Here is a 22,732-nt window from a genome sequence, read left to right as displayed (position 1 = left end):
ACTATTTTCCTCTTCTGTTCAGACAGCGGTTTGAGAAAAGTAGGAGAACAGCCGTGAAAAAATGCCGGCATTTTACGGCGGGCCTCCGAAAAAGAGATTGAATGGTATATAAGTACAAAAACAATAAACTTTTTTAAAAAATAGTTGACATATTGATGTTTCTCGATTAATATATTAACAGAGTAAATCAATTAACGCCGTGTATTCATACGAGAGCGGGAAAAGGACGGCAAGCGAAAATGACAGGTGCGATTGGCAAAAATAACAGTGATTTAACAGAAATGAACCGCTCCGCTGTTGTGAGAATATTGCAGCAGCAGGAGGTGTGCTCCCGTGCGGACATTGCCAGGCAAACGGGCCTTACCCAGGCGGCCATTACCAAAATAGTGGCGTCCATGATGGAGATGGGCATTGTGTCCGAGGCCGGAATTATTATGAACGGCGACAACCGTCGTTCCATAGGGCTTCGGCTGAATGCCGACAGGCATCAAATCATCGGGGTAAAGTTTGCAAGGCAGATGTTTGCGGTGGGTGTGTTCGATATTTCCGGTAAAATTTACATACACACGGAAACAAAGTATCCGTTTGAGGAAGATCCCCGAAAGGTGTTGTCTGCGATGAAGGAGCAGATACACACAATGCTGAAGAAATATGAAAATGTCGTCTCCATCGGGCTTGCCGTTCCGGGGCCGTACCTGAGGGACGAGGGCCGCATCGCGGTCGTCACCCAAATGTCCGCCTGGCACACGATCAATTTTATTGAGGAATTCAAGGCGGAGTTCAATAAGCCGGTTTTTATAGAGCACGACGCAAACGCGGGCGCTTTGGCCGAATGGCTGTTTGGCGGGCATACCCAGCCGCTGCACACGCTGGCGTATTTTCTGGTGGGCGACGGCGTGGGCGCCGGTATCATTGAGCGCGGCCGCCTGTTTCTGGGGGTGCAGGGCACCGCCTGCGAAACCGGGCACATCAGCGTGGACGTGCACGGCCCGCGCTGTGAATGCGGGAACTACGGCTGCCTTGAAATGTACTGTTCGGCTCCGGCCATCTTGAAAAAAGTGAAGGAGCGCGTGCCGGAATGCCTGCCCTGCGAAAATCCGCAGAGCAGCGACGCCTGCATCGCTGTTTTTGAAGCGGCGCGCGCCGGCAATCCAAAGGCGATGGATGTGGTGCGGGAGACGGCGGAGTATATCGGTTACGGCTGCGTTACGCTGATTAACGCCTATAACCCGGACATCATTATCCTTGGCGACGTCGTGTCGCGGGGAGGGGATTTGCTGCTGCCGATTGTTCAGGAGGTGGTGAGGCAGCGCGTGATTCCCGAGCTGCACACCAAGGTGCGCATTAAAATATCCGCCCTCAAGGTGGACCCCACCCTTTACGGCGCTGCCGCTACGGCAACGGATAAGGTGCTGCAGCTGCCCAGTAAGTTTTCGGCGGCGGGCAAAAGGGGGTAGGGCAGATGATCGCTCCCGGGCCAACGCAATACCAAATGGTGTTTTGCGATATCGACGGAACGCTCCTGGACTCGACCAATCGCATTTCCCCGGGAACCGGACAAAAAGTGCGGGAGCTCGATCGCATCGGCGTTCCCTTCATCCTCGTTTCGGCGCGTATGCCCTCGGCAATTTTTCCCCTGCAGCGCGAGCTGGGAATCAAAGCCCCCGTTGTCTGCTACAGCGGCGCGCTGATTCTCGATGAGCACGGGGAGCCGGTCAAAACGGTCGGCATCGACCGCGAAAAAGCCGTTCGGATCGAAAAATTCGTAAACAGGGAATGGAAGGGTGTTTGCTGCAGCGCCTATTGCAACCGCGACTGGATTGCGGGCAATGTTCACGACAAATGGATCGTGCAGGAGCAAAGCATTACGGCCTCGGTACCGAAAGAGGGCGGGATTTCTGATTTTGTCCCGCAAGGGGGGCAGGTACATAAGCTTTTGTGCATGGGGGAGGCGGAGGCGATCGCAGACCTTGCCGACGCACTCGGAAAGCGCTTCTCCGGGCTTTCCGTTTACCGCTCGAAAGACACCTACCTTGAAATTATGGACGGAGCCGTCTCAAAATCCGGCGCGGTCAGGTATCTTTGCAAGTTATATGGCATTCCGCCGCAAGCGACCGTATCCTTCGGCGACAATTTCAACGATATCGATATGCTGCTCGCCACCGGCGCCTGCTTTGCGATGGGCAACGCGCCGCCGGAGGTGAAAAGGCAGGCGCAAAATGTGACGGCGGACAACGACCACGAGGGCGTCCTCGCGGGACTCAAACAGCTCAGCTTTGTAAAAAAGCGCATATAAATTTTGCTTGCGGCCACGCAAGCGCAGGGGGAGTGTAGTTATGGAACGTCCCTTGATCCTGCAGATGCAGGGCATTACCAAAGTCTTTCCGGGTGTGCGCGCACTCGACAACGTGACGCTGGAGGTGCGTGAAGGCGATATCCACGCAATTTGCGGCGAGAACGGCGCGGGAAAATCGACCCTGATGAAGGTTCTATCCGGCGTGTATCCCCACGGCTCCTATGAGGGCAGGATCATCTACAGGGGCAGTGAAATTGCTTTTAAGGACATTAAGGAATCGGAGAAGGCCGGCATCGCGATCATTCACCAGGAGCTGACGATGATTCCGGAGCTTTCCATTACCGAAAACATTTTTTTGGGAAACGAAACCGTCAATCGCGGGCTGATCGACTGGGACGCCCAGCGGCGCCGCACAGTCGAGCTGCTGGGGCGGGTAGGGCTGGCGATCGATCCGGACACCCCAATCAAACGCCTGGGTGTGGGCCAGCAGCAGCTGGTGGAAATCGCGAAGGCGCTTTCCAAAAACGTTCGGCTGCTGATTCTCGATGAGCCGACCTCCGCGCTCAACGAGACCGACTCCGCCAACCTGCTCGAGCTTATGCGGGGCCTGAAAAACCGGGACATCACCTGCATTATGATCTCGCACAAGCTCAACGAGATTGCGGCGATCGCCGACGCCGTCACCGTCATCCGCGACGGCCGCACGGTCGAAACATTCTATGTGGAGGCGGGACAGATCGACGAGGACCGCATCATCCGCGCCATGGTGGGGCGCTCCATTGAAAACCGGTTCCCCGCCCACGAGTCGCATCCCGGCGAGGTGATCTTCGAGGTGGACGGCTGGCGTGTGGAAGACCCCAATATTCCGGGCCGGCTGATTTGCAAGGACTCCAGCTTCTTTGTCAGAGCGGGGGAGATCGTCGGCTTTGCCGGCCTGATGGGCGCAGGCAGAACCGAGCTGATGCGCTCCATTTTTGGGCGGAACTACGGTGTTTATCTGGGCGGCTCCATCAAAATTCGGGGCAAAGAGATTCGCGTCACCTCGGTTGCCTCCGCCATCCGTCAGGGCATTGCCTATGTGCCGGAGGACCGCAAGAATCTGGGGCTCAATCTGCTGGACAGCATCCGCGCCACCATCGTGTCGGCAAACCTTGGCGGTATTCTGCGCGGCAGGCTCCTGGATTTGGATAAGGAATTTCAGGTCGCCGAACACTACCGCGACACCTTGAATATCAAGACGAACAGCGTGAACAGCGGCGTGTCCACCCTCTCCGGCGGGAACCAGCAAAAGGTGGTTTTGGGCAAGTGGATGTTCACGGAGCCCGATGTGCTGATCCTTGACGAACCCACCCGCGGAATCGACGTCGGCGCCAAGTATGAAATCTACCGCCTGATCCAGCAGCTTGCGGATCAGGGGAAAGCGGTCATCATCATTTCCTCCGAGCTGCCGGAGCTGCTTGGTATATCGGACAGAATCTACACGGTTTTTGAGGGGAGCATAACGGGCGTGCTGAATCGTCAGGATGCCGACCAGGAAAAGCTCATGCGAATGATGACGAACACCTCCAAATCGGAATCGAACGCGGAAAGGACGGAAATGCTTTATGGGGTATCTTAAAAAAGTGCTTGGCGGCGGCCTGCGGCAGTACAGTATGGTGATTGCTCTGGTGGCGCTTACCATCATCTTCAATATCGCTTCGGGAGGGAGAATGATCACCTCCTCCAACTTTCAAAATCTGATTTCCGGCAATGCGTATGTGCTGGTTCTGGCCCTTGGAATGCTGATGGTCATCGTGATCGGGCAGATCGACCTGTCCGTCGGCTCGGTGGCGGGATTTTCGGGCATGGTGATGGCCCTGACCGCGCGGGATCTGGGGTGGCCGTGGTGGCTCGCGGTGCTCCTCGCGCTCGCGATCGGCGCCGCCGCCGGAGCGTGGCAGGGCTTTTGGCTTGCCAAATTCGGCATTCCCGGCTTCATCACAACACTCGGCGGCATGATGATTTTCCGCGGCGGCGTCATCTGGATTTCAAGATCCATTTCGGTGCCGGCGCCTCCCGAGCTCAAGGTGTTCGGTTCGGGGTATCTGCCCGACTGGGGCCCCGACACGGGGATCAATAATTCGACGCTGCTGCTGGGCATCATCGCGATCGCCGCGTTTGCCTTCACACAGCTGCGCGGGCGCACCCGGGCTGCCGGACTGACCGGAAAAACAGAGGAGCTTTGGCCGGTGGTGGTTCGGATTGTTCTGGTGGGTGTGATCATCGGGTACTTAACATGGATTTTCGGCACCGGGCGCCCCGGCACATCGTTCCCCGTACCGGGCCTGATTCTCGTGATTCTGATCATCCTCTATCAAACCATCACCCAGCGCACCCGGTTCGGCCGGCATATCTACGCTGTGGGCGGCAATAAAACCTCGGCCGCGCTGTCCGGCGTCAATGTACAGAAAACCTATTTTCTCACCATGCTCAACATGTCGCTGCTCTCGGCGTTGGCCGGCATCATGTTTGTGGGCAGATCCACCGCGGCCGGCCCGTCGGACGGCACCGGGTGGGAAATGGACGCCATTGCCTCGGTCTTTATCGGCGGCGCGGCGGTTTCGGGCGGCGTCGGCACCGTTTTCGCCACAATGGTCGGTGGTCTGGTGATGGCCGTTCTCAACTCCGGCCTGATGCTCATGGGCGTCGGCGCCGACCGCACGCAGGTCATCAAGGGCCTGGTACTGCTTGCCGCGGTTGCTTTCGATGTGTTCAACAAGCAGCAGGGCCGCCCCTCCATTACGGGAAGGCTGTTTCCCTCAAGAGATGCTAAACCCCGGGAAGGCGAACCTCAGAAAGGCACCCCTGCCAGCAGCGATTCCTGACAGACTGATGGCCGGGTCTTGCATATTAGTCGACGGACTTAAAACAGGAGGTTAATATGAAAACGAAAAAGCGTCTATCTCTGTTACTCGCAGCGGCACTTATCATGACGACAGCCCTCACCGGCTGCGGCGGATCACAGCAAACTACTTCTTCCGCCGCGCCCGCGCCCGCCTCTTCCACCCCCGCCGCATCCGGCGCCGCCGGATTTTCGGCAGACGCGACCATCGGCGTTGCGCTGCCCTGGCTGGGCACCCAGAACTGGAAAGAAGCGGATGAGATGTTCCGGGCCCAGCTGGAGGCCGCGGGCTTCAAGGCGATTGTACAGCACGCCGACAACAAGGTTCCCCAACAGCAGCAACAAATCGAGTCCATGATTCAGAACGGCGCCAAGGTGATCGTCGTCGGCCCTGTGGACGGCTCTCAGCTCGGAGCGGTTCTGGAAGAGGCGAAGGCGGCCGGCATCAGCGTCATCGGCTATGACCGCCTGATTGAAAACACCACCGGCATCGACGGCGTGGTACAGTTTGGCAGCATCAAGACCGGCGAGCTGCAGGGGCAGGCCCTGCTTGACGGGCTGGCCGCTCAGAAGGGCAAGGGCCCTTATAACATTGAGCTGTTTGGCGGCGGGCCTGCCGACCCGAACGCCCCCAACTTCTTCAAGGGCGCTATGAAGGTGCTCCAGCCCAAGATCGACGACGGCACGCTGGTTGTCGTATCCGGCCAGACCGATTTCACCCAGTGCGCCACCATGGACTGGGATAACTCCAAGGCCCAGTCCCGCATGGATTCCCTCCTCTCCGGCTTCTACTCCAATAAGGAAATCGACGGCGTTCTCTCTCCCAACGACGGCATCGCCCGCGCGATCATCACCGCGTCGGAGCAGGCCGGGCAGAAGATCCCCGTTGTTTCGGGCCTCGACGCCGAGAACGAGTCAGTTGAGTGGATCTGGTCCGGAAAACAGTATTCTACCGTAGCCAAGCCGACCGATGTTCTGGTGGGCAAAACGATTGAGATCATCAAGTCTCTGCAGGCAGGCAAGGGAATGCCGGCACCCGACTCAACCGTGAACAATGGCAAGAAGGACGTCGGCGTTTATGAGCTGGCTCCGATCGTTGTCACTAAGGAAAATGCGAAAGAGGTATTTGCGAAGGATCCCGGCCGCCTGGCGCTCCTGAAATAAGAAATCCGAAGCGCCTGTATCAGCAGGTGAGCGATACCGCCGAAAAATTCTTTCAGGATGCAAGTACGGATTCCGAGCTCTTGCAGGGGGACGGCGGAGGAGATTCCTTTGCCGTCCGATTTTGCAAATGCGGGGATTCCTGCCGAACCGGGCATTCCCATGAAATTGCGGCTGACATGAAATGACGCTGCCCGGAACGCGGCAGCGAAGCCGCCGCAGAAAGCAGCGGGTACAGAATTGAAATCAACACTCCTTTTGTGCTAAAATAAGACAGGAATTTTCATTGGCGATTCGGATTCAGAGAGCTCGGCGGAAGATTCATCGCCCAAATGGTTGTTTCGTACTGTGAAAACTGGTTTCAGGATTGGTGTTTCTAACTGCAGGATTCATGGAAATCGTGACAAAGTCAGGGCAAACCAGCGACAAAATGTTCCCATGCCACGCAAATGTGGAGCAAAGACCGAGAGCCTCGTCAAACAACCGAAAAATGAACATTCATTTTCAAGCGGCGGGTTTTGCCCGGGGCACGCAGGGCCGTGCGTGTTGGCTTCCGTGTGAAACTGCTGCGGACTTCAAAAGAGACTGCCGTCAATTTTGAGGTTGCTCGACTACAAATTTTTTTGGGAGTGATGGGATGTTCGATATAGTCGCATTGGGTGAGCTGCTGATTGATTTTACATACCACGGCAGAAGCGAAAACGGGATGCGCCTGTTTGAGCAGAACCCCGGCGGAGCGCCCGCAAACGTGCTTTGTGCCGCCTCGAATTTGGGTTTAAGCACCGCGTTCATCGGCAAGGTGGGCAAGGATATGCACGGGGATTATCTGCGCAGGGTGCTGGAAGAAAAGGGTGTGGATACCGGCGGGCTGATCAGCGCGGAGGATGTGTTCACCACGCTCGCGTTTGTCGAGCTGTCTGAAACGGGCGAGCGCAAATTCTCGTTTGCGCGAAGGCCCGGTGCGGATACCTGTCTTTGCGCGCGCGAGGTGAAGCGCGAGCTGGTGGAGGGGTGCAGAATTTTCCACTTCGGTTCCCTCTCGCTGACCGACGAGCCTTCGCGTTCCGCCACAATCGAAGCGGTGAAAGCCGCTAAAAAAGCCGGAGCGATCGTCTCTTACGACCCGAATTACCGTGCGCCGCTCTGGAAAAGCGAGGAAGAGGCCACCAAGATCATGCAGAGTGTCCTCCCGTTTGCAGACATAGTCAAAATCAGCGACGAGGAGGTCGGGCTGATCACAGGCGAATCCTCCCCGGAGGCTGCCGCCGGGCGCCTCTTTCAAAGGGGTATCTCCTGCGCGGTGGTCACGCTTGGCAGAAACGGCGCCTATACCGCAGTGCGGGGCGCGTCGGCGCTCGTTTCCGTTCCCGATGTTCCGGTGGTCGACACCACGGGAGCCGGGGATGCTTTCTGGGGCGGGTTCCTCTATCGGCTGGCCATAAGCGGGCTTCGCCCCAACGAGCTTGGCGAAGCGCAGCTGCGGGATTTTACCGAATTTGCCAACGCGGTCGCCACGCTGTGCGTTCAAAAGCGCGGGGGAATACCGGCAATGCCCACAATCAACATGGTCAGGGAGTTCCTTGGCCGAAAAGAGGGATGACGATGAAACGCAGCGAAATAAACAAGGTGCTGATGGAAATGGAGGCGTTTGTAAGGGAATACCGCTTTGCCCTGCCGCCGTTCTGTCACTTTACGCCGGAGGACTGGAGGACAAAGGGCCGCGATTACGACGAAATCCGAGACAACTTGCTGGGCTGGGATATCACCGATTATGGCCTCGGCGACTTTGATCGGGTCGGCTTTTCGCTGATCACCCTCCGCAACGGCAACGTTGCCCAAAAGGATAAATATGCCAAAACCTACGCCGAAAAGCTGCTCTATCTGCGGGAGGGGCAATATTCTCCCATGCACTTCCACTGGAGCAAGATGGAGGATATTATCAACCGCGGCGGCGGCAATGTGCTGATTCGCGTCTACAACTCCACCCCCGGCGAGGGGCTGGACGAGACCGGGGAGGTGCGCGTGCATATGGACGGCCGGGAGCTTGTTGTTCCCGCGGGGACGCAGGTGCGCCTCACACCGGGCGAGAGCATTACCATACCGCCCTATTTATACCACGACTTTTCCGTGGAGGAAGGTACGGGGCCGGTTCTGTTGGGCGAGGTGAGCCAATGTAACGACGACAATACCGACAACCGCTTTCTTAAGCCTGTTGGCCGCTTCCCCATCATTGAGGAAGACGAGCCGCCCTACCGTTTGCTCTGCAACGAGTACCCAAAGGGTTAAACAGAGAAACTTTTGCCTGATACGCAGGAAAAAGATTGAAAAGAGGATTGGCGCTGCTTCCGAAAATGTCCGCTGGCTTCAGCGGACGCCGGCTGCGGCAAAACAGGTTTGGTGGCCCACAACAGATTTTTTGCGTTAATCGGGCCATGCCAGCACTCGTAAACGCCTCTGCAATTACAGTGCTTGTGTCTTTATAAAAAACACCCCAATCGTTATTCAGTATATCATACTGTTTAACAATTGGGGTGCACTTCATTTTGCCGGGAGATCCTGTTTTTCATAGAGAAATAAGCAGCGATATCATCCATTCGTTTGAAAAGCGGACGGTTTTCAAGCTTCGGTTCGCGTGGTGAGCCTTTTAAAATACTGGTTGACGATAAACAGCAGCAAACCGCCGGCGTCGCCGCGGTTCCCGTGTGCTTTGATGTGATCTCATTTCGGGTTCGTTCAGTATCCAGACAACGCGGCGTTCCGGTCGCGGAAAATTCCCTACGTGCTGGCCGCGAGGCGATCCAGAATCGCCTCGCACGAAAGCGAAAGCAGCCCCTGCAGGGCGGCGTCCTTTCCCAGAGAGGAGCCGACGACGGGGACGGGATCGAAAGCTTCCTGCAACAGGATTCCGCGCAGAATGTCCAGAATCTGCGTCTGAAAAACCAGATATTCCCCGCCGAATACGACCCGTTCGCTGTTCAGCACGGAGACCAGCGCGGCCGCCATTTTGCCCAGCGCGACCGCAATGTCGCGGATGCAGCCGCGGGTGAACGGGTCCCCGGCTCTCCAAAGCCGCACGACATCCTCAAAATTCAGCCGTTCGGCAGGTTTGCGGAGCGCGCGCCGGGTCTCCTCGGGCGCCTGGGTGCGTATTTTCTGCAAGAGGGCGTTCATTTCCACTCGGGTTCGCAGAGGATTGCTGATCCCCGGAATCGGCACCCGGGCGATTTCCCCCGCACTGCCGGAGGTTCCCGAATACAGCCGGCCGTTCAGAACGATTCCTGCGCCCACGCCGACCCCGCAGCTGAGATAAATAATGTTGCGGAATCCCTTCGCGGCTCCCTGGTGCAGCTCCCCCAGGGTTGCGGCCTTTACGTCGTTGATCATCATGACCTCGGTCTCAAAGCACCCGGCCAAATCCTCCCGCAGGTGCGAAAAATCCCAATCCTCAAATTCGGGGTTCAGAAGATACCCCCCCTCGTGCCTGCTGTAGGCGCCCGGCGAGGCCAGCGCGATCACCGCAAGCCGATCCCGGCCGATTCCGCCGCGCTGCAAAAGCTCGTCGATTTTTCCGCACACCGCCTTCAGGCGGTCGGCGTAAGAGGCGTGCTCTGAAACGGAGAGCGTCAGCCTGTGCAGAATACGCCCCTCCAGATCCGCCAGCGCAAAAAGCGGCGCGCGAAAGCCAAGCTCAATGGCGACAATGTAGCTGTACGCTCCGTTGAGCTTGAGCAGTACCGGTGGTCTGCCCCCCAATGACTGCGAAAGGCCCACCCCAACCTCCTGCACAATGCCCTCGCGGAGCAGAGGGGTAATGTTGTCTGTTACCGTCGATTTGCTCAGGTGCAGTTCCTGTGCAAGCTGCACCCGGGAGACCGGGCTTTCCTGCCGAATTCTTTCCAGCAGCGCCCGCCGGTTCGATTCGCGGATCCACTCATCAGCACCACAATTTTGCATTGTACCTCCTTGTGATTTCGCCGGGTATTTTTCACCTCTGCAGCCTGCTTGCAGAGGCTTGTTTATTTGATTTATCATAGCATGGTTGATGGATGAATTCAACAAAAAAATAGGGAAGCCGGGAATATCCGCTGAAAAATCGATTAAATTTTATTGACAACCCACAAACCGAATGCTATACTATATTCTAAATTTCAGACGTAGGTTCGGCGGCAGAACAAACCTGCCGCCAAAGCGGATTTGCCGCTGCCGACCTTGCTCTGATTATGTTTTCGGGTTTCAACATAAAGAAAAGGGAGGAATTCTTGTCGTATGAAAAAGAAAATCATCGCGTTGTTTCTTGCTGCGGCGATGTCCCTGTCGCTGGCGGCCTGCGGAGGCAACGCTCCCGCATCCTCTGCCGCGCCGAAGGGAAGCGCGGCATCCGGGCAGACAAAAACCGCGGCGCCGGATCAGGACCTTGTGGTCGGCTTTAATCTCGATATCCAGTCGCTGGACCCGCATCAGGTTTCCGACACGCTGTCCATGTCGGTGCTCGGCACCATGTATGAGCAGCTCGTGACCTTTGATGAAAATCAAAAGATCGTTCCCATGCTGGCGGAAAGCTGGAAAGTCGATCCCGATAACCTTACCTACACCTTTACCCTGCGCAAGGGAGTCAAATTCCACGACGGGAGCGAATTCAACGCGGCCGCCTTCAAAGCGAATTACGACCGCTGCATGAAGGACGAAAAGCTGCGCCAATACCGCACCGTTTCCAAATGGGAGTCGGTAAAAACGCCGGACGATTCCACCGTTGTCATCAAATTAAAAACCCCCAACGTCACCTTTATCAATAAGCTGGCTCTGTTTTCCATTGTAAGCCCGAAAGCGCTTGAGCAGGGTGCCGCCGCTCTGGCAAAGAATCCGGACGGTACGGGCGCTTACCAGTTTCAAGAGAGAGTGGAAGGCGACCACGTAACGGTTGTTCCCTTTGCCGATTACTGGAACGGTAAGCCCTCCGTCAACAGTATCACCTTTAAGGCGGTGCCGGAGGACGGCGCGCGTGTGGCGATGCTGCAGACCGGCGAAGCCGACTACATTTATCCCATGCCGGCCACACAGGCCCCCACCGTTGACGGAACAAAGGACATCAAGGTAGTTACCGCTCCTTCCGCCATCATGCGGTATGTGACCCTGAACACCAACCTGCCCCAGCTCAAAGACAAGCGGGTGCGCCAGGCCATGAACTACGCAATCGATAAAAAGGCTTATATCAAAACGATCTTTAACGGCTACGCGAGTGAGGTGCATTCCTGCTACCCGCCCACCGTGCAGTATTACAGCGAGCAGACCCCTTACGATTTCAATCTGGAAAAGGCGAAGTCCCTGATGAAGGAAGCCGGCTTTGAAAACGGCTTTGAGCTCACCCTTTGGGGCGACAACACCACCAACGAGATGAAGGGCATGCAGTTCATTCAGCAGCAGCTGGCGCAGATCGGCATCAAGGTTGAGGTTGTGCCCATGGAGCCCAACACGTTGAGCGGAATGATCTATGTGGAGCCCGACAAGGCGAAGATCAACATGTGGTATGTCAACTGGTCTCCTTCCTCCTTCGACGCGGACGGAGCAGTGCGCAATATTCTTTCTTACCCCATGATTCCGCCCACCTCCGCCAATACCGCGTACTACAACAACCCAGAGTTTGACAAGGCTTTGGACGAAGCGCTTGTCTCAACCGATACCGCCAAGCTGACCGAGCTCTACGCAAAAGCGCAGAAGCTGGTTTGGGAGGATTCCCCGTGGCTGTTCCTCGGCAGCGACCAGGTGATCGCCGGTGAAAAGACGTATGTCGGCGGCGTCTACCTTGGCCCGGACGGCAAGCTTGACCTGACGAAGGTAAAGCTGTCCTGACGCTTTGTCTTGCGCGGCCCGCAGAAAAAGGCGGGCCGCCGCACCCGAACGGAGCGGAATGAAAATAGTGCAGGCGGATCCGGCAACAGCCAGGCTGCTGCCGGATCCTGCTATGATAACCGGTTTTATCCCGGCTTTTTATCCGGATTCTGAACTTCACGTGGAAACTGTTTTGGCACAGGGAAATTGTTTCCTCGCGGCAAAGGAGGCTGAAATTTTGGGCCGTTATTTTGTAAAGCGGGTACTGGGCACCATCCCCATGATGTTTGTCGTTTCGATTCTGATTTTTTTGTTTCTGCACATGATTCCCGGCGACCCCGCGCGGCAGATGGCGGGAAAGGAAGCCACCGAGCAGGAGCTGGTGCAGATTCGGCAGGAGCTTGGCCTGAACGACCCGCTGCCCAATCAGTACATAAATTACATGGAGGATTTGTTCCATGGGGATCTCGGCACCTCTTACAAAACGGGCCTGCCGGTGTCGGAAATGCTGCTGGGGCGGCTCAAACCGACCATCCAGCTGATGTTCAGCGCGATGATATGGTCGGTGCTGCTCGGGATTGTTATCGGCGTTCTGTCCGCCGTGAGGAGGGGGAAAATCGCCGATTACGTGGGAATGTTCCTCGCCATATCAGGCATTTCGATCCCGGGGTTCTGGCTTGGGCTTGTGCTGATTCAGGTTTTTTCGGTAAATCTGGGGCTTGTGCCCACCGGCGGGCTGGACAGCTGGCAGAGCTATATTCTGCCGTCGCTGACGCTCGGGTGCAGCATCATGGCGGTGCTGGCGCGCTTTTCCCGCTCCTCCATGCTCGAAACCATGCGGGAGGATTATGTGCGGACGGCCCGCGCGAAGGGGCAGCGGGAATGGCTGGTGGTGCTGCGGCACGCGTTCCGCAACTCGCTCGTGCAGGTGGTGACGGTGGCGGGCCTGCAGATCGGCGGCCTGCTGGCGGGCTCCGTGCTGGTAGAGACTGTCTTTTCCATTCCGGGAATGGGTCGGCTGCTGGTGGATTCCATTGCGTTCCGCGATTACAAGGTGATTCAGGCGGAGCTGCTGTTTTTCTCTTTGGAATACATCGTCATCAATTTGATCGTCGATCTCCTTTACGGAGTGTTGAACCCCAAAATACGCTATCAGTGAGAGGAGTGGAGTTTACATATGCCGGAATGGAAAGAGACGGTGCGTGCGCCGGAGGAAGAGGCGAAAGGCCCCGTTGTTCAGGCGCAGAGCAAACCAAAGGCATTTTTTAAAAAATTTATGCAGCGAAGAACCGCGGTTGCGGCCGCCGTGTTTCTGCTGATTTTGCTGATCATCACAGCCGTCGGCCCACAGTTGGCGCCGTATGACCCGGCCGCGCCCGATTACGACAACCTGCTCAGCGGCCCAAGCCCGGCGCATGTGCTCGGCACCGACGAGTACGGCCGCGACGTGCTGAGCCGCCTGATGGCCGGCAGCCGCCTGACGCTCGGCGTTTCGCTCAGCTCGGTGATCATCGGCGCGGCGATCGGCACCGTTCTGGGCGTTCTGGCCGGCTACTACGGCGGCATACTCGAAACGCTCGTGATGCGCGGTTCCGATGTGCTGTTCGCTTTTCCGGATATTCTGCTCGCCATCGCCATTGTCGCGATGATCGGCCCCGGCATCATCAACGTTGTGATCGCGGTGGCTGTTTTCACGGTGCCCTCGTTCGCGCGCATCATGCGCAGCGCGACTTTGTCCGTAAAGGAATCGCTTTACGTGGAGGTCGCGCGGTCCATCGGGTGCAAAAACGGGCGGATTCTGAGCAGGTACATCTTTCCGGGAACGATGCAGTCCATGATCGTCAACTTTACCATGCGCGTCGGCACCGCTATTTTGGCGGCGGCTTCGCTGAGTTTTCTCGGCTTCGGCGCCAATGTAACCGAGCCGGACTGGGGCGCCATGCTCTCTTCCGGGCGCAACTATATCGGCGTCGCGTCCCACCTTGTGTACTTCCCGGGGCTTTTGATTTTCCTTACCGTGCTGGCCTTTAACCTTTTGGGCGACGGCCTGCGGGACACGCTCGACCCAAAAATCAAGTAGGGTTCGGCCTGTGTTTTGGTCTTTCATTTTCATACAACAGAATTCTCAAACGGAATTCGATCGAAAGGGAGGGTGTCAAAATGCCAGAGGAACTGCTCCTCGACGTGCGCCGCCTGCGCACGGAGTTTTCACAGGGGAAAAAGGGCTCGGTGGTGGCCGTGAACGACGTCTCGTTTCAAATCCATAAAGGAGAAATCCTGGGGCTGGTGGGGGAATCCGGGTGCGGAAAATCCGTGACGGCGCTTTCTATTATGAGCCTTCTGAAAGATACGCCCGGCAAAATCACGGGCGGCGAGGTTTACCTGGAGGGCAAGAATCTTCTGGAGTGCTCCGAAGAAGAAATGCGGAAAATCCGGGGAGAAAACGTCTCGATGATTTTTCAGGAGGCCATGTCGTCCCTGAATCCGGCAATGCGCGTCAGCGCCCAGCTGGTGGAGGCGATCCTCCTGCATACGGACAAAACCAGGCGCGAGGCGGAGGAGCACGCTCTGAAAATGCTGGCGCAGGTCGGCATTCCCGACCCAGCGCGCGTGGGCCGCAGTTACCCGCACCAGCTTTCGGGCGGCATGAGCCAGCGGGTGATGATCGCGATGGCGATGTCGTGCGACCCGCATCTGCTGATTGCGGATGAGCCGACGACCGCGCTGGATGTCACCATTCAGGCGCAGATTCTCGATTTGATGCGGAAAATCCAGCGGGAAATTCACACCGGGATTCTGCTGATTACGCACGACCTCGGCGTCGTGGCGGAAATGTGCTCCCGGGTAATTGTGATGTACGCCGGCCGGATTGTGGAGGAAGCACCGGTGCAGATGCTGTTTTATGAGCCGATGCACCCGTACACCAAAGGGCTGATCGCCTCTGTGCCGAAGCTCGGTTCGGGGGTGACGAGCCTTCCGTCCATCCCCGGCAGCGTGCCCGATCTTTCGATGATGCCGCCCGGGTGCAAATTCGCGCCGCGGTGCCGCTACGCGCAGGATCGCTGCCGCGAGGAGGAGCCGCCGCTTGCGGAGCTGGGCGGAGGGCGGAAATGCCGCTGCGTGCTGGTACAAGACAAGGAGGCGACTGTGCAATGAGCCCTTTGGTGCAGGTGAAAAATGTGACCAAAACCTTCTCCGCGGGGAAGAAGCTGCTCGGGAAAAAGAGCGTGGTGCATGCGGTCAACCGCATTTCGTTCGATATGGTGCAGGGCGAGACCTTTTCCATCGTGGGAGAATCCGGGTGCGGAAAATCCACCACGGCGCGTCTGGTCAACCACCTTCTCACGCCGGACAGCGGCGAAATCTGGTTCGACGGCAAACAGATTTCCGCGATGAATGAAAATCAGATGCGCCCGCTGCGGGCGGATATGCAGATGATCTTTCAGGACCCGAACGGCTCCCTAAACCCGAGAATGCGGGTGGAGGATTTGGTCGCCGAGCCTTTGCTGGTACACACCGGCCTTTCTGCGGACGAGCGGCTGCGGCAGGCCCGCGAGCTGCTGGAGATCGTCGGCCTGAGCGCGAAGCACGCGCGCCGCTACCCGCACGAGTTTTCCGGCGGGCAGCGCCAGCGCATCGGCATTGCGCGCGCGCTGACGGTGCGGCCGAAGCTGATCATTGCCGACGAGCCCGTTTCGTCGCTCGATGTATCCATTCAGGCACAGGTGCTGAACCTGATGCAGCGCCTTCAGGCGGAGTTTCAGCTCACCTATCTTTTTATTTCGCACGACCTGAGCGTTGTGGAAATGATCTCGGACCGTATCGCGGTGATGTACCTTGGCTGCATCGCGGAAATCGCGCCCAAAGCCGAGCTGTACCGCAATCCGCGGCACCCGTACACCCAGGCGCTGCTTTCCGCCGTCCCGGTTCCGGATCCCGCCGTCAAGCGGGAGCGCGTGCTGCTGCAGGGCGATATTCCAAGCGCCGTCCATTTGCCCGAAGGGTGTTTGTTCCACGCCCGCTGCCCCCTGTGTACGGACATCTGCCGCCGGCAGGTTCCGGAGCCGCAGGATCTTGGGGGTGGGCATGTGGTCGCCTGTCATCATATCTGATCCCGCGGGAATGCCGCCGGCTGTCTGCCGGGGCGTTCCCGTTTGTCTGAAAAGGAGGATGTTCTGATGAATATCTGTGTTTCAAATGGGGAAGCCGCTCAGTTCGAGCTTCGCTTTGTGTGGGAGGAGGTAGAGGAAGGCACTCCCTTTACGGGCGAATTCCTCACCAAATGGATTGCCTTTGACGGCGGAGCCCCGGTTTTGCTGATGGGACTTGGAAAGCGCGCCGAACTGGACCGCAAGCGCGCGCGCCGCGCCGCCGCAAAGGGGGTAAGCGCGCTTGCGGAGATGGGGGCTTCCTCCATTGAAATCAATGTGTCTCCCATTCTGAGCGCGTTGGGGGAAGGAAGCCTGTGTGCGGTTGCTGAAAGCGCGCTGCTGGCTCTGTACCGCCTGCCCGGCTGGCATCTTGAGGAAAAGGCCCGGCGGGAAACCGTGCTTTTCATCAAGGGGGCAGAAGAGACCGCGGGCACACAGAAACAGTTGGAAGAGGCCCGGCGGCTGGCAGAGCAGGTGTGCCGCGCGCGCGATCTGGTCAACGCGCCCTCCAACCTGCTGTACCCGCAGACCATGGCGGAGAAAATGGTGCGCCTTGGCCAAAAGGCCGGGCTTTCCATGGCGGTGCTGGATGAAAAGCAGGCGGCGGAGTTGGGCATGGAGGCTTTTCTGACCGTCGGGAAGGATGCCGCCCGGCCGCCGCGCCTGATCGTCGCCCGCTATGACGGCGACCCGCAGAGTTCGCGGCGCATCGCGCTGGTCGGCAAGGGGATCACCTGCGACACCGGCGGCTACTGCCTGAAGCCCGCCGCCTCAATGGGCGGGATCAAGGGAGATATGGCCGGTGCGGCGGCGGTGTTCTGCGCTTTGTGCGCGCTGGCCGAAAGCGGGGCCAGGGTAAACGCCACGGCGGTGATTCCCGCGGCGGAAAACCGCATCGCTCCCGGCAGCTTTCTGCCCGGGGACGTCATCAGCTCGATGTCCGGCAAAAAAATCGAGATCGGCAACACCGACGCGGAGGGCCGCCTTGTTCTGGCGGACGCTGTAACTTACGCGATTCGCCGGGAGCACGCCACCGCCGTACTCGACATCGCGACCCTGACCGGCGCCGTCGTCGGCATGTTCGGCTTTACCACCGCCGGCCTGCTCTGCGACGATGAGGAGCTGTGCGGCGATTTCCTGCAGGCGGCGGAGCTTTCGGACGAACAGTACTGGCGGCTGCCGATCTTCCCCGAATACGAAAGGATGATTGACGGCAAGCTCTCCGATGTCAGCAACGTCAGTGCGGACGGGTGCGGCACCATTACCGCGGGGCTCTTTATCCGCCGGTTTGCCGAGGGTCTGCCCTGGATACACCTGGATATCGCCGGAACCGCCTGGACCGATCCGCCGCGCTGGGAATACCAGTCCAAAGGGGCGACAGGCGCAGGCGTCACGACGATCTATCATTTTTGCAGGCGATGGGGTGAGACGCACAGAACCGGCGCAGAATAAGGCGCTGGGAATTGAAATTCTTCTCTCTCTGCAGTTCTGCCGTACCGGTTGTTTTCATTTTGCCCATTTCCCGCTTTGAACTATTTTACAAAATGGGGCATAAAAAACCGGAAGACACTGCCTTCCGGTTTTCTGATATGTTGTATGCGGCTGTCAACAATCCGCGATTTGAAGAAGCAGTCCCGCTGTGCCGACATTATAATTGGAAAAGGCGAATCTCGCGTGCATGCTCTTTTCCAGTACGGCGGCAAGCGGAAGCCTGCGGTCGCCGAGCTGCAAATCGGCGCAGAGCCGTTCTTCAAATCCCCGCTCGTCGCAGGCAAACAGCCGAATCGAAGGGATTGCCTCCAGGGCGTGAAGAAGCGTTGCGTTGTGTGCGCCGGGGGAAGGAACGATCAAAATTGTGTTTTTATCCCGATAGGAGCCGCGAAGCTCGATCATTTCGTTGAGCAGGTGCTCGGTCGGCTCGGCGCCGGGCTGCAGCACCGCGAGAATTGTTGAAGGAGCTTGTGCAACGAGAGCGCTGAGCGGAACGCGTCCGCCGTCCGGGGCCGTGAGCAGATACTCCCCGACCGGCATGTGCCGCAGGCGGGAGGCAATCTGGCTTTCGCGCAGGCGCAAGGTTTTTTTCGCAGTTTCGTTTGCCGAAAGCCGAACTGCTTCCGCTCGCAGCAGAACGGAGCCGTCGATCTGCCGGTTCGCGGTCAGAATGCGGTATTCCCCGGGCGGGAGCTCCACCCGCAGTGTTTTGCCGTTCCAGTTCGCGCCGCATTGGAGCGTTTGGTAGACGCCGCCGCACCGCCTTGCCACGGTGAAGTGCTCGCCGTAGCGCAGCGGCTCGCCGCCCGCGCTGCTCAGCAGCAGCACGGCAGTACCGCTGTTTTCGGCTTGGCCCCGGCGGGGATCGGCCCAAGCGGAGCCGGTGTGAAACTGGGGCTGACCAAAGACCGGATCAAGCCGCGCGGGAATGCCGAGTGTGCGGCAAATGGCGACAAACAGGATTCGCTTGGAGCGCTCGGAGCCAAAGCCCATTTGCAGCAGGCCGCGCGGGTCGGCGGAAAGCGCGCCGTAATCCCAATCGCAGTCGGCGATGTGCTCGTCGATCGCCTTTTGAATCAGCGCGGGGCTGCGGCGGAATTCCTCTTTCGCTTCGGCGCTGAAAAAGTCCGTGAGGAACGCCCGGTAGGGGACGATCCGTTCGTTTTCGATCCGCGGGCAGAGTACATAACGCCAAAAGAGCCCGGCGTCGATTTCCCGCTCAAACGGCTCCGCATAGCGCAGGTGTTCGTTCAGCACATCGGCGTTCAGGTCGGCCAAATCCTTTTCACTCAGCGTTTCGAGCATGCGGACTTTCCGTTCCAACGGCTCTCCGCCGAGCAGAAAGCGTTCCACCTCCTGCCGGTTGCCCCGCGCCTTTTGCAGAAATTTGAGGATTTCATTCTGAAACAGGGGATACCTCCGCGCTGTTTTTTCCGCCTCTTCGCAAATGAAATAGCCCGCGCATCTGCTTTCCCGCGCGGCTGTGGCCCGCTTCAGCTTTGCCTGATGAATCCTGCTTGCTTCTTCCGAAAGTGCGGGCTCGGGGCGGATCATCCCCTTCGGAGGGAAGAAATCGGCTTCCCATTCTCTCGGCAAATCTTCGGCGGGCCGCAGCGTGACCGTCACGCTGCCGCAGGAGCGCAAATCCGCCCGCTGCGCGCCAAACAGGCCGCCGCGGCTCGCGAACACCATCAGGCAGCCCATCCCGGTTGTGAAAAGCACCCGGCCGCTGTCGTCGGCGGAAAGGGACGCGATCGGGAAAAGCTCCGCGCCGTTCGGCACCTGAAACTGCACCTGTGCGCCCGCGGCGGGCTGACCGTTTTCGTCGAGTACCGTAACGGTCAAGGGCGCTGTTTCCGCATAGGAGGCAAGGTGATTGATCTCCGTCACGCAGCCGCTGCGCCCGGTGATTTCCCCGCTGGAAAGCAGGGGAGAAAACACCCGGGAGTGAACCAGCATCGCCCTGCCGGCCGCGTAGGTGAACCAGCCCTTGTCCAGCACGGGCTCCGGCTCGCACGCGCCAAGGTAGTGCCAGCGCCCGTCCACCCAGATTTCCACCCAGGCGTGGTTGTCGTCGCAGTGCGACCACCGCGGCACATAGCATTGCCGCGCGGGAATTCCGGCGCTGCGAAAGGCGGTGACGGCCAGGGTCGATTCCTCCCCACAGCGGCCAAAGCATCTGCGCGCTACGGTCAGCGGCGAGGCCGTGCGGTCGTCCGTCGGGCGGTAGGTCGCCTGTTCAAAGCACCAGCAGTTGATTTCCAGCGCGGCCTCGGCCATAGATTTCCCGGCGATTCTCTCCCGCAGCGCGCGGTAAAACTCCTCCCGACAGCATTCAATCGCCTCGTTATTGACGCGATAAGACAATATGTAATTTAAAAACAGATCGTCCGGAATCTGCCTTCCCCACGGGGTGTTTTCCCGCAGGAACAGTGCATGCCGCACGAATTTCAGCAGCAGTGCGCCGTCGTAGCTCGCCATGTCGCTGGCAGGCAGAGACGCGATCAGAAACTTCATGCAGAAGAGTTCGTCTCCGCTCAGGTGCTCCGTCGGCCCCAAAAAGGCGTCCGCTCTCTTTCCCATCCGTTCCACGGCGCGGTGGAACGCCTGCCCGATGCAGTCTTGCTCCGCTTGATTCAGCATACGTTTTTCCCCTTTTCCTTCCGATTCGGTTAGTCCGCGCAGGCAAGGCTGCGCATCTTTCTAAATTCCTCCGCGTCAAGAATTTGGCAGCGATCCTCCTGCGAGCCGGGCAGGCCGAAGTGGATTTCCGGGTTCCCCGAAGCGGAGGGATCAAGGAAAACCCGATGGGGAGAAATATGGATTTGCGTGCAGCCGGTTCTTGCGACGATCTCCCGTACGTTGTGCGTGCGAATCCCGCCCCCGGGCAGAATTTCGATTCTGCCGCGCGCGTAGCGGAGCATCTCGGCCACCGTGGCCGCTCCGTCGAAGACGGAGGCGCGCTGTCCGCTGGTCAGAATTCGGGTTACTCCGAGCTCGCAGAGCAGATCGACCGCCGCCCGCCAGTCGGGCACAACGTCGATGGCGCGGTGAAATACGGTTTGTTTTTCGCCCGCAAGGCGCAGCATCTCCCGACAGCGGCCCGCGTCGATTGTGCCGTCCGCGTTCAGAAAGCCGAACACGATCCCGTCCGCGCCGTTTGCGAGCAGCGCCTCCGCGTCCAGCAGCGCGGCGCGGAATTCGGCGGCGGTGTAGAGAAACCCGGACTCCCGCGGGCGAACCATCGCCATGATGGGAAGCTCCGTATTCTCCTTCGCAGCCTTCAGCGTGCCGAGGGAGGGGGTCAGCCCGCCCAAAGAGAGGTTGGAGTTGAGCTCCACGCGGTTCGCGCCCGCTTTCTGCGCCTCAATTACGTCGTCTGCGGAGCCGCAGCAGGCTTCTACGATCAGTTTTGGCATGGAATATCCATCCTTTCCGTCTTTTTACGAGTGGTACGGCGCCGTTTCCACTTTTTGGTTGACTTTACCGCCCATATCTGCTATAACGAAATTATTAACATAAGTATAGTAAATTGCAAGTAAATCATAATGTTTCTATCGAAAAAACGGAAATAAATTTCTAATAAAGGAATTTAATTTGCTGATTGCTTGTTTTGAATCACATGATGTTACTAATTGAAAGCGGAATCCTGTGCCTGCTTTGGGGGACGAACGGCCTGGTTTTCGATGCGGAGAAAGGCGAATCGATGGCAAACACGAACGGCAAGCTGGATAAATTCATCATGAAGCGGCTGAACCAACGGCTGGTTTTTTCCATTATTCTGCGCGGCGGCTCCGTTTCGCGGCAGCAGATTGCGGCGCAGAGCCGCATGAGCCAGATGTCGGTCGGGCGGATCATAGAGGAGCTGGAAAAGCTCGGGATTGTGGCGGAAGAAAACGGCGGGGAACCGGAGGCGGGGCCGGGCCGCAGGGCCAAGCGGCTTCGGATTTCTTCCAGTGCGTTCCTGTGCGTCGGGGTCGAAATGCACCGAGACGGCGTCAATGTCGGCATCATTAACCTCCACGGCCGGGTTCTGCGGCAGATTCAGCACCAAAAGGATTTGAGCGCCTGCCCGCCGGGGGATGCGATTGCCCTCATCGGCACCCTGGTCGGCCGCATTCTTGCTGAAAACGCAGATCTGCCCGTGGAGCCTTTTGTGGGCATCGCGTGCCCGGGGCTGATTGAGGACGGTGTGATCCGTTTTTCGTCGCAGCTGAAATGGAAAAACGTAGAGATTCTTCCGGCGCTGCAAAAGCAGACCGGAATCCGTAATATTTTTATTGAAAACGAGGTCAAAGCCCGCGCGGTGGCGGAGGATCTGTTCGGGGCCGGAAGGGATTATGAGCGCAGCATTGTGTTGAGCATCGGTTCCGGCGTCGGTTCGGCGGCCGTGTTCCGCCACGAGCTGTACCGCGGCAAGCTGAACATGGCCGGTGAGATCGGGCATATCTGCGTCAGCCCCGGGGGAAATATGTGCGAATGCGGGCGCAGAGGGTGCCTTCAAACCTACATTGCCGATTGGGCGATCCTGCGGGAGGCCCGAACGGTGCGCGAAGACATCACGATGCAGGGCCTGCTCGAGGCGAACGCGAACGGGGAGCCCTGGGTGATCAATCTGATGAACCGCGTTCTGGAATACGTTTCCATTGCCATCAGCATTTTGGCAAACACATACGCTCCGGATGTCATCATCCTGTGCGGAAGGCTCACTGAAGAGTACGGCATGCTGAGGGACCTGATTCTGAAAAACTACAAAAGGGAGATCAGCGATTACGTGCTGAGTTCCTTCGATTTAAAAGCCTCTGATTTCGATTCGGACGGCACTCTGGTAGGCGCGGGCACGCTTGCCGCCTACCGGCTGCTCGACGAGATTTTATAGGCGTTATCCCCGGCGGGGCCGGGAGCGGGGCGCGACGCCCCTAAATA

Annotated in this window: 17 protein-coding genes; 14 read left to right on the top strand and 3 right to left on the bottom strand. The window is 58.3% G+C overall.

Annotated features, from left to right (window positions below; all coding sequences use genetic code 11):
• Positions 1-239: 239 nt before the first annotated feature.
• From G340_RS0110665 to G340_RS0110630, 7 genes are all read left to right on the top strand, one after another.
• A complete protein-coding gene (locus G340_RS0110665) occupies positions 240-1,457 on the top strand; it encodes an ROK family transcriptional regulator (protein WP_020073646.1) in 1,218 nt (405 codons plus the stop codon).
• A gap of 5 nt (positions 1,458-1,462) precedes the next feature.
• On the top strand, positions 1,463-2,296 hold the full coding sequence (locus G340_RS0110660) for a Cof-type HAD-IIB family hydrolase (protein ID WP_020073645.1): 834 nt from the start codon (positions 1,463-1,465) through the stop codon (positions 2,294-2,296).
• A 40-nt stretch (positions 2,297-2,336) separates the two neighbouring features.
• The gene (locus G340_RS0110655; RefSeq protein WP_020073644.1) at positions 2,337-3,914 is read left to right on the top strand and encodes an ATP-binding cassette domain-containing protein; all 1,578 of its coding nucleotides are present in this window, start codon (positions 2,337-2,339) and stop codon (positions 3,912-3,914) included.
• Entirely contained in the window at positions 3,901-5,160 is a 1,260-nt protein-coding gene (locus G340_RS0110650) for a sugar ABC transporter permease (RefSeq protein WP_020073643.1), read from the top strand. Before G340_RS0110655 ends, G340_RS0110650 begins: the two co-directional genes overlap by 14 nt.
• A gap of 56 nt (positions 5,161-5,216) precedes the next feature.
• A complete protein-coding gene (locus G340_RS0110645) occupies positions 5,217-6,341 on the top strand; it encodes a substrate-binding domain-containing protein (protein WP_020073642.1) in 1,125 nt (374 codons plus the stop codon).
• 634 nt (positions 6,342-6,975) lie between these two features.
• Complete coding sequence (locus G340_RS0110635) at positions 6,976-7,938, top strand: carbohydrate kinase family protein (RefSeq protein WP_020073640.1); 963 nt, start codon at positions 6,976-6,978, stop codon at positions 7,936-7,938.
• Positions 7,939-7,940: 2 nt separating this feature from the next.
• Positions 7,941-8,624, top strand: a complete 684-nt coding sequence (locus tag G340_RS0110630) for a D-lyxose/D-mannose family sugar isomerase (protein WP_020073639.1) — start codon at positions 7,941-7,943, stop codon at positions 8,622-8,624.
• Positions 8,625-9,113: 489 nt separating this feature from the next.
• Here G340_RS0110630 and G340_RS0110625 read toward each other — a convergent pair whose 3' ends face one another.
• Positions 9,114-10,292 (bottom strand): ROK family transcriptional regulator, encoded by a 1,179-nt coding sequence (locus G340_RS0110625; RefSeq protein WP_020073638.1) that lies wholly within the window; start codon positions 10,290-10,292, stop codon positions 9,114-9,116.
• 312 nt (positions 10,293-10,604) lie between these two features.
• Between G340_RS0110625 and G340_RS0110620 the strand changes: the two genes are divergently transcribed.
• The 6 genes from G340_RS0110620 to G340_RS0110595 all read left to right on the top strand — a co-directional run bounded on the left by G340_RS0110620 (position 10,605) and on the right by G340_RS0110595 (position 17,767).
• Positions 10,605-12,185, top strand: a complete 1,581-nt coding sequence (locus G340_RS0110620; RefSeq protein WP_020073637.1) for a glutathione ABC transporter substrate-binding protein — start codon at positions 10,605-10,607, stop codon at positions 12,183-12,185.
• A gap of 217 nt (positions 12,186-12,402) precedes the next feature.
• Positions 12,403-13,323, top strand: coding sequence for an ABC transporter permease (locus G340_RS0110615; protein WP_027103967.1), 921 nt, complete (start codon positions 12,403-12,405; stop codon positions 13,321-13,323).
• Positions 13,324-13,341: 18 nt separating this feature from the next.
• Positions 13,342-14,244 (top strand): ABC transporter permease, encoded by a 903-nt coding sequence (locus G340_RS0110610; RefSeq protein WP_020073635.1) that lies wholly within the window; start codon positions 13,342-13,344, stop codon positions 14,242-14,244.
• A gap of 80 nt (positions 14,245-14,324) precedes the next feature.
• A complete protein-coding gene (locus tag G340_RS0110605; protein ID WP_020073634.1) occupies positions 14,325-15,320 on the top strand; it encodes an ABC transporter ATP-binding protein in 996 nt (331 codons plus the stop codon).
• A complete protein-coding gene (locus tag G340_RS0110600; RefSeq protein ID WP_020073633.1) occupies positions 15,317-16,276 on the top strand; it encodes an ABC transporter ATP-binding protein in 960 nt (319 codons plus the stop codon). Before G340_RS0110605 ends, G340_RS0110600 begins: the two co-directional genes overlap by 4 nt.
• A gap of 66 nt (positions 16,277-16,342) precedes the next feature.
• Entirely contained in the window at positions 16,343-17,767 is a 1,425-nt protein-coding gene (locus G340_RS0110595; RefSeq protein WP_020073632.1) for a leucyl aminopeptidase family protein, read from the top strand.
• 153 nt (positions 17,768-17,920) lie between these two features.
• On the opposite strand, the gene G340_RS0110590 is transcribed toward G340_RS0110595, so the two are convergent.
• Together G340_RS0110590 and G340_RS0110585 are read right to left on the bottom strand one after the other, a co-directional pair.
• Entirely contained in the window at positions 17,921-20,449 is a 2,529-nt protein-coding gene (locus G340_RS0110590; RefSeq protein WP_020073631.1) for a transglutaminase domain-containing protein, read from the bottom strand.
• A gap of 29 nt (positions 20,450-20,478) precedes the next feature.
• The gene (locus tag G340_RS0110585) at positions 20,479-21,225 is read right to left on the bottom strand and encodes a copper homeostasis protein CutC (RefSeq protein ID WP_020073630.1); all 747 of its coding nucleotides are present in this window, start codon (positions 21,223-21,225) and stop codon (positions 20,479-20,481) included.
• 203 nt (positions 21,226-21,428) lie between these two features.
• On the opposite strand from G340_RS0110585, the gene G340_RS0110580 reads away from it, so the two are divergent.
• Entirely contained in the window at positions 21,429-22,685 is a 1,257-nt protein-coding gene (locus tag G340_RS0110580; protein WP_326522379.1) for an ROK family transcriptional regulator, read from the top strand.
• The last annotated feature ends 47 nt before the right edge of the window (positions 22,686-22,732 follow it).

It is taken from the genome of Faecalispora sporosphaeroides DSM 1294 (assembly GCA_000383295.1).
GTDB classification, from domain to species: domain Bacteria; phylum Bacillota; class Clostridia; order Oscillospirales; family Acutalibacteraceae; genus Faecalispora; species Faecalispora sporosphaeroides.
This window is presented reverse-complemented; position numbering and strand designations above follow the sequence as displayed.

Excerpts from the sequence above, each read along its gene's own strand:
- G340_RS0110585 (WP_020073630.1), bottom strand. The coding sequence starts at position 21,225 with ATGCCAAAACTGATCGTAGAAGCCTGCTGCGGCTCCGCAGACGACGTA.
- G340_RS0110590 (WP_020073631.1), bottom strand. The coding sequence starts at position 20,449 with ATGCTGAATCAAGCGGAGCAAGACTGCATCGGGCAGGCGTTCCACCGC.
- G340_RS0110635 (WP_020073640.1), top strand. The coding sequence starts at position 6,976 with ATGTTCGATATAGTCGCATTGGGTGAGCTGCTGATTGATTTTACATAC.
- G340_RS0110595 (WP_020073632.1), top strand. The coding sequence starts at position 16,343 with ATGAATATCTGTGTTTCAAATGGGGAAGCCGCTCAGTTCGAGCTTCGC.
- G340_RS0110665 (WP_020073646.1), top strand. The coding sequence starts at position 240 with ATGACAGGTGCGATTGGCAAAAATAACAGTGATTTAACAGAAATGAAC.
- G340_RS0110655 (WP_020073644.1), top strand. The coding sequence starts at position 2,337 with ATGGAACGTCCCTTGATCCTGCAGATGCAGGGCATTACCAAAGTCTTT.
- G340_RS0110610 (WP_020073635.1), top strand. The coding sequence starts at position 13,342 with ATGCCGGAATGGAAAGAGACGGTGCGTGCGCCGGAGGAAGAGGCGAAA.
- G340_RS0110620 (WP_020073637.1), top strand. The coding sequence starts at position 10,605 with ATGAAAAAGAAAATCATCGCGTTGTTTCTTGCTGCGGCGATGTCCCTG.
- G340_RS0110600 (WP_020073633.1), top strand. The coding sequence starts at position 15,317 with ATGAGCCCTTTGGTGCAGGTGAAAAATGTGACCAAAACCTTCTCCGCG.
- G340_RS0110625 (WP_020073638.1), bottom strand. The coding sequence starts at position 10,292 with ATGCAAAATTGTGGTGCTGATGAGTGGATCCGCGAATCGAACCGGCGG.
- G340_RS0110605 (WP_020073634.1), top strand. The coding sequence starts at position 14,325 with ATGCCAGAGGAACTGCTCCTCGACGTGCGCCGCCTGCGCACGGAGTTT.
- G340_RS0110645 (WP_020073642.1), top strand. The coding sequence starts at position 5,217 with ATGAAAACGAAAAAGCGTCTATCTCTGTTACTCGCAGCGGCACTTATC.
- G340_RS0110660 (WP_020073645.1), top strand. The coding sequence starts at position 1,463 with ATGATCGCTCCCGGGCCAACGCAATACCAAATGGTGTTTTGCGATATC.
- G340_RS0110650 (WP_020073643.1), top strand. The coding sequence starts at position 3,901 with ATGGGGTATCTTAAAAAAGTGCTTGGCGGCGGCCTGCGGCAGTACAGT.
- G340_RS0110580 (WP_326522379.1), top strand. The coding sequence starts at position 21,429 with ATGATGTTACTAATTGAAAGCGGAATCCTGTGCCTGCTTTGGGGGACG.
- G340_RS0110630 (WP_020073639.1), top strand. The coding sequence starts at position 7,941 with ATGAAACGCAGCGAAATAAACAAGGTGCTGATGGAAATGGAGGCGTTT.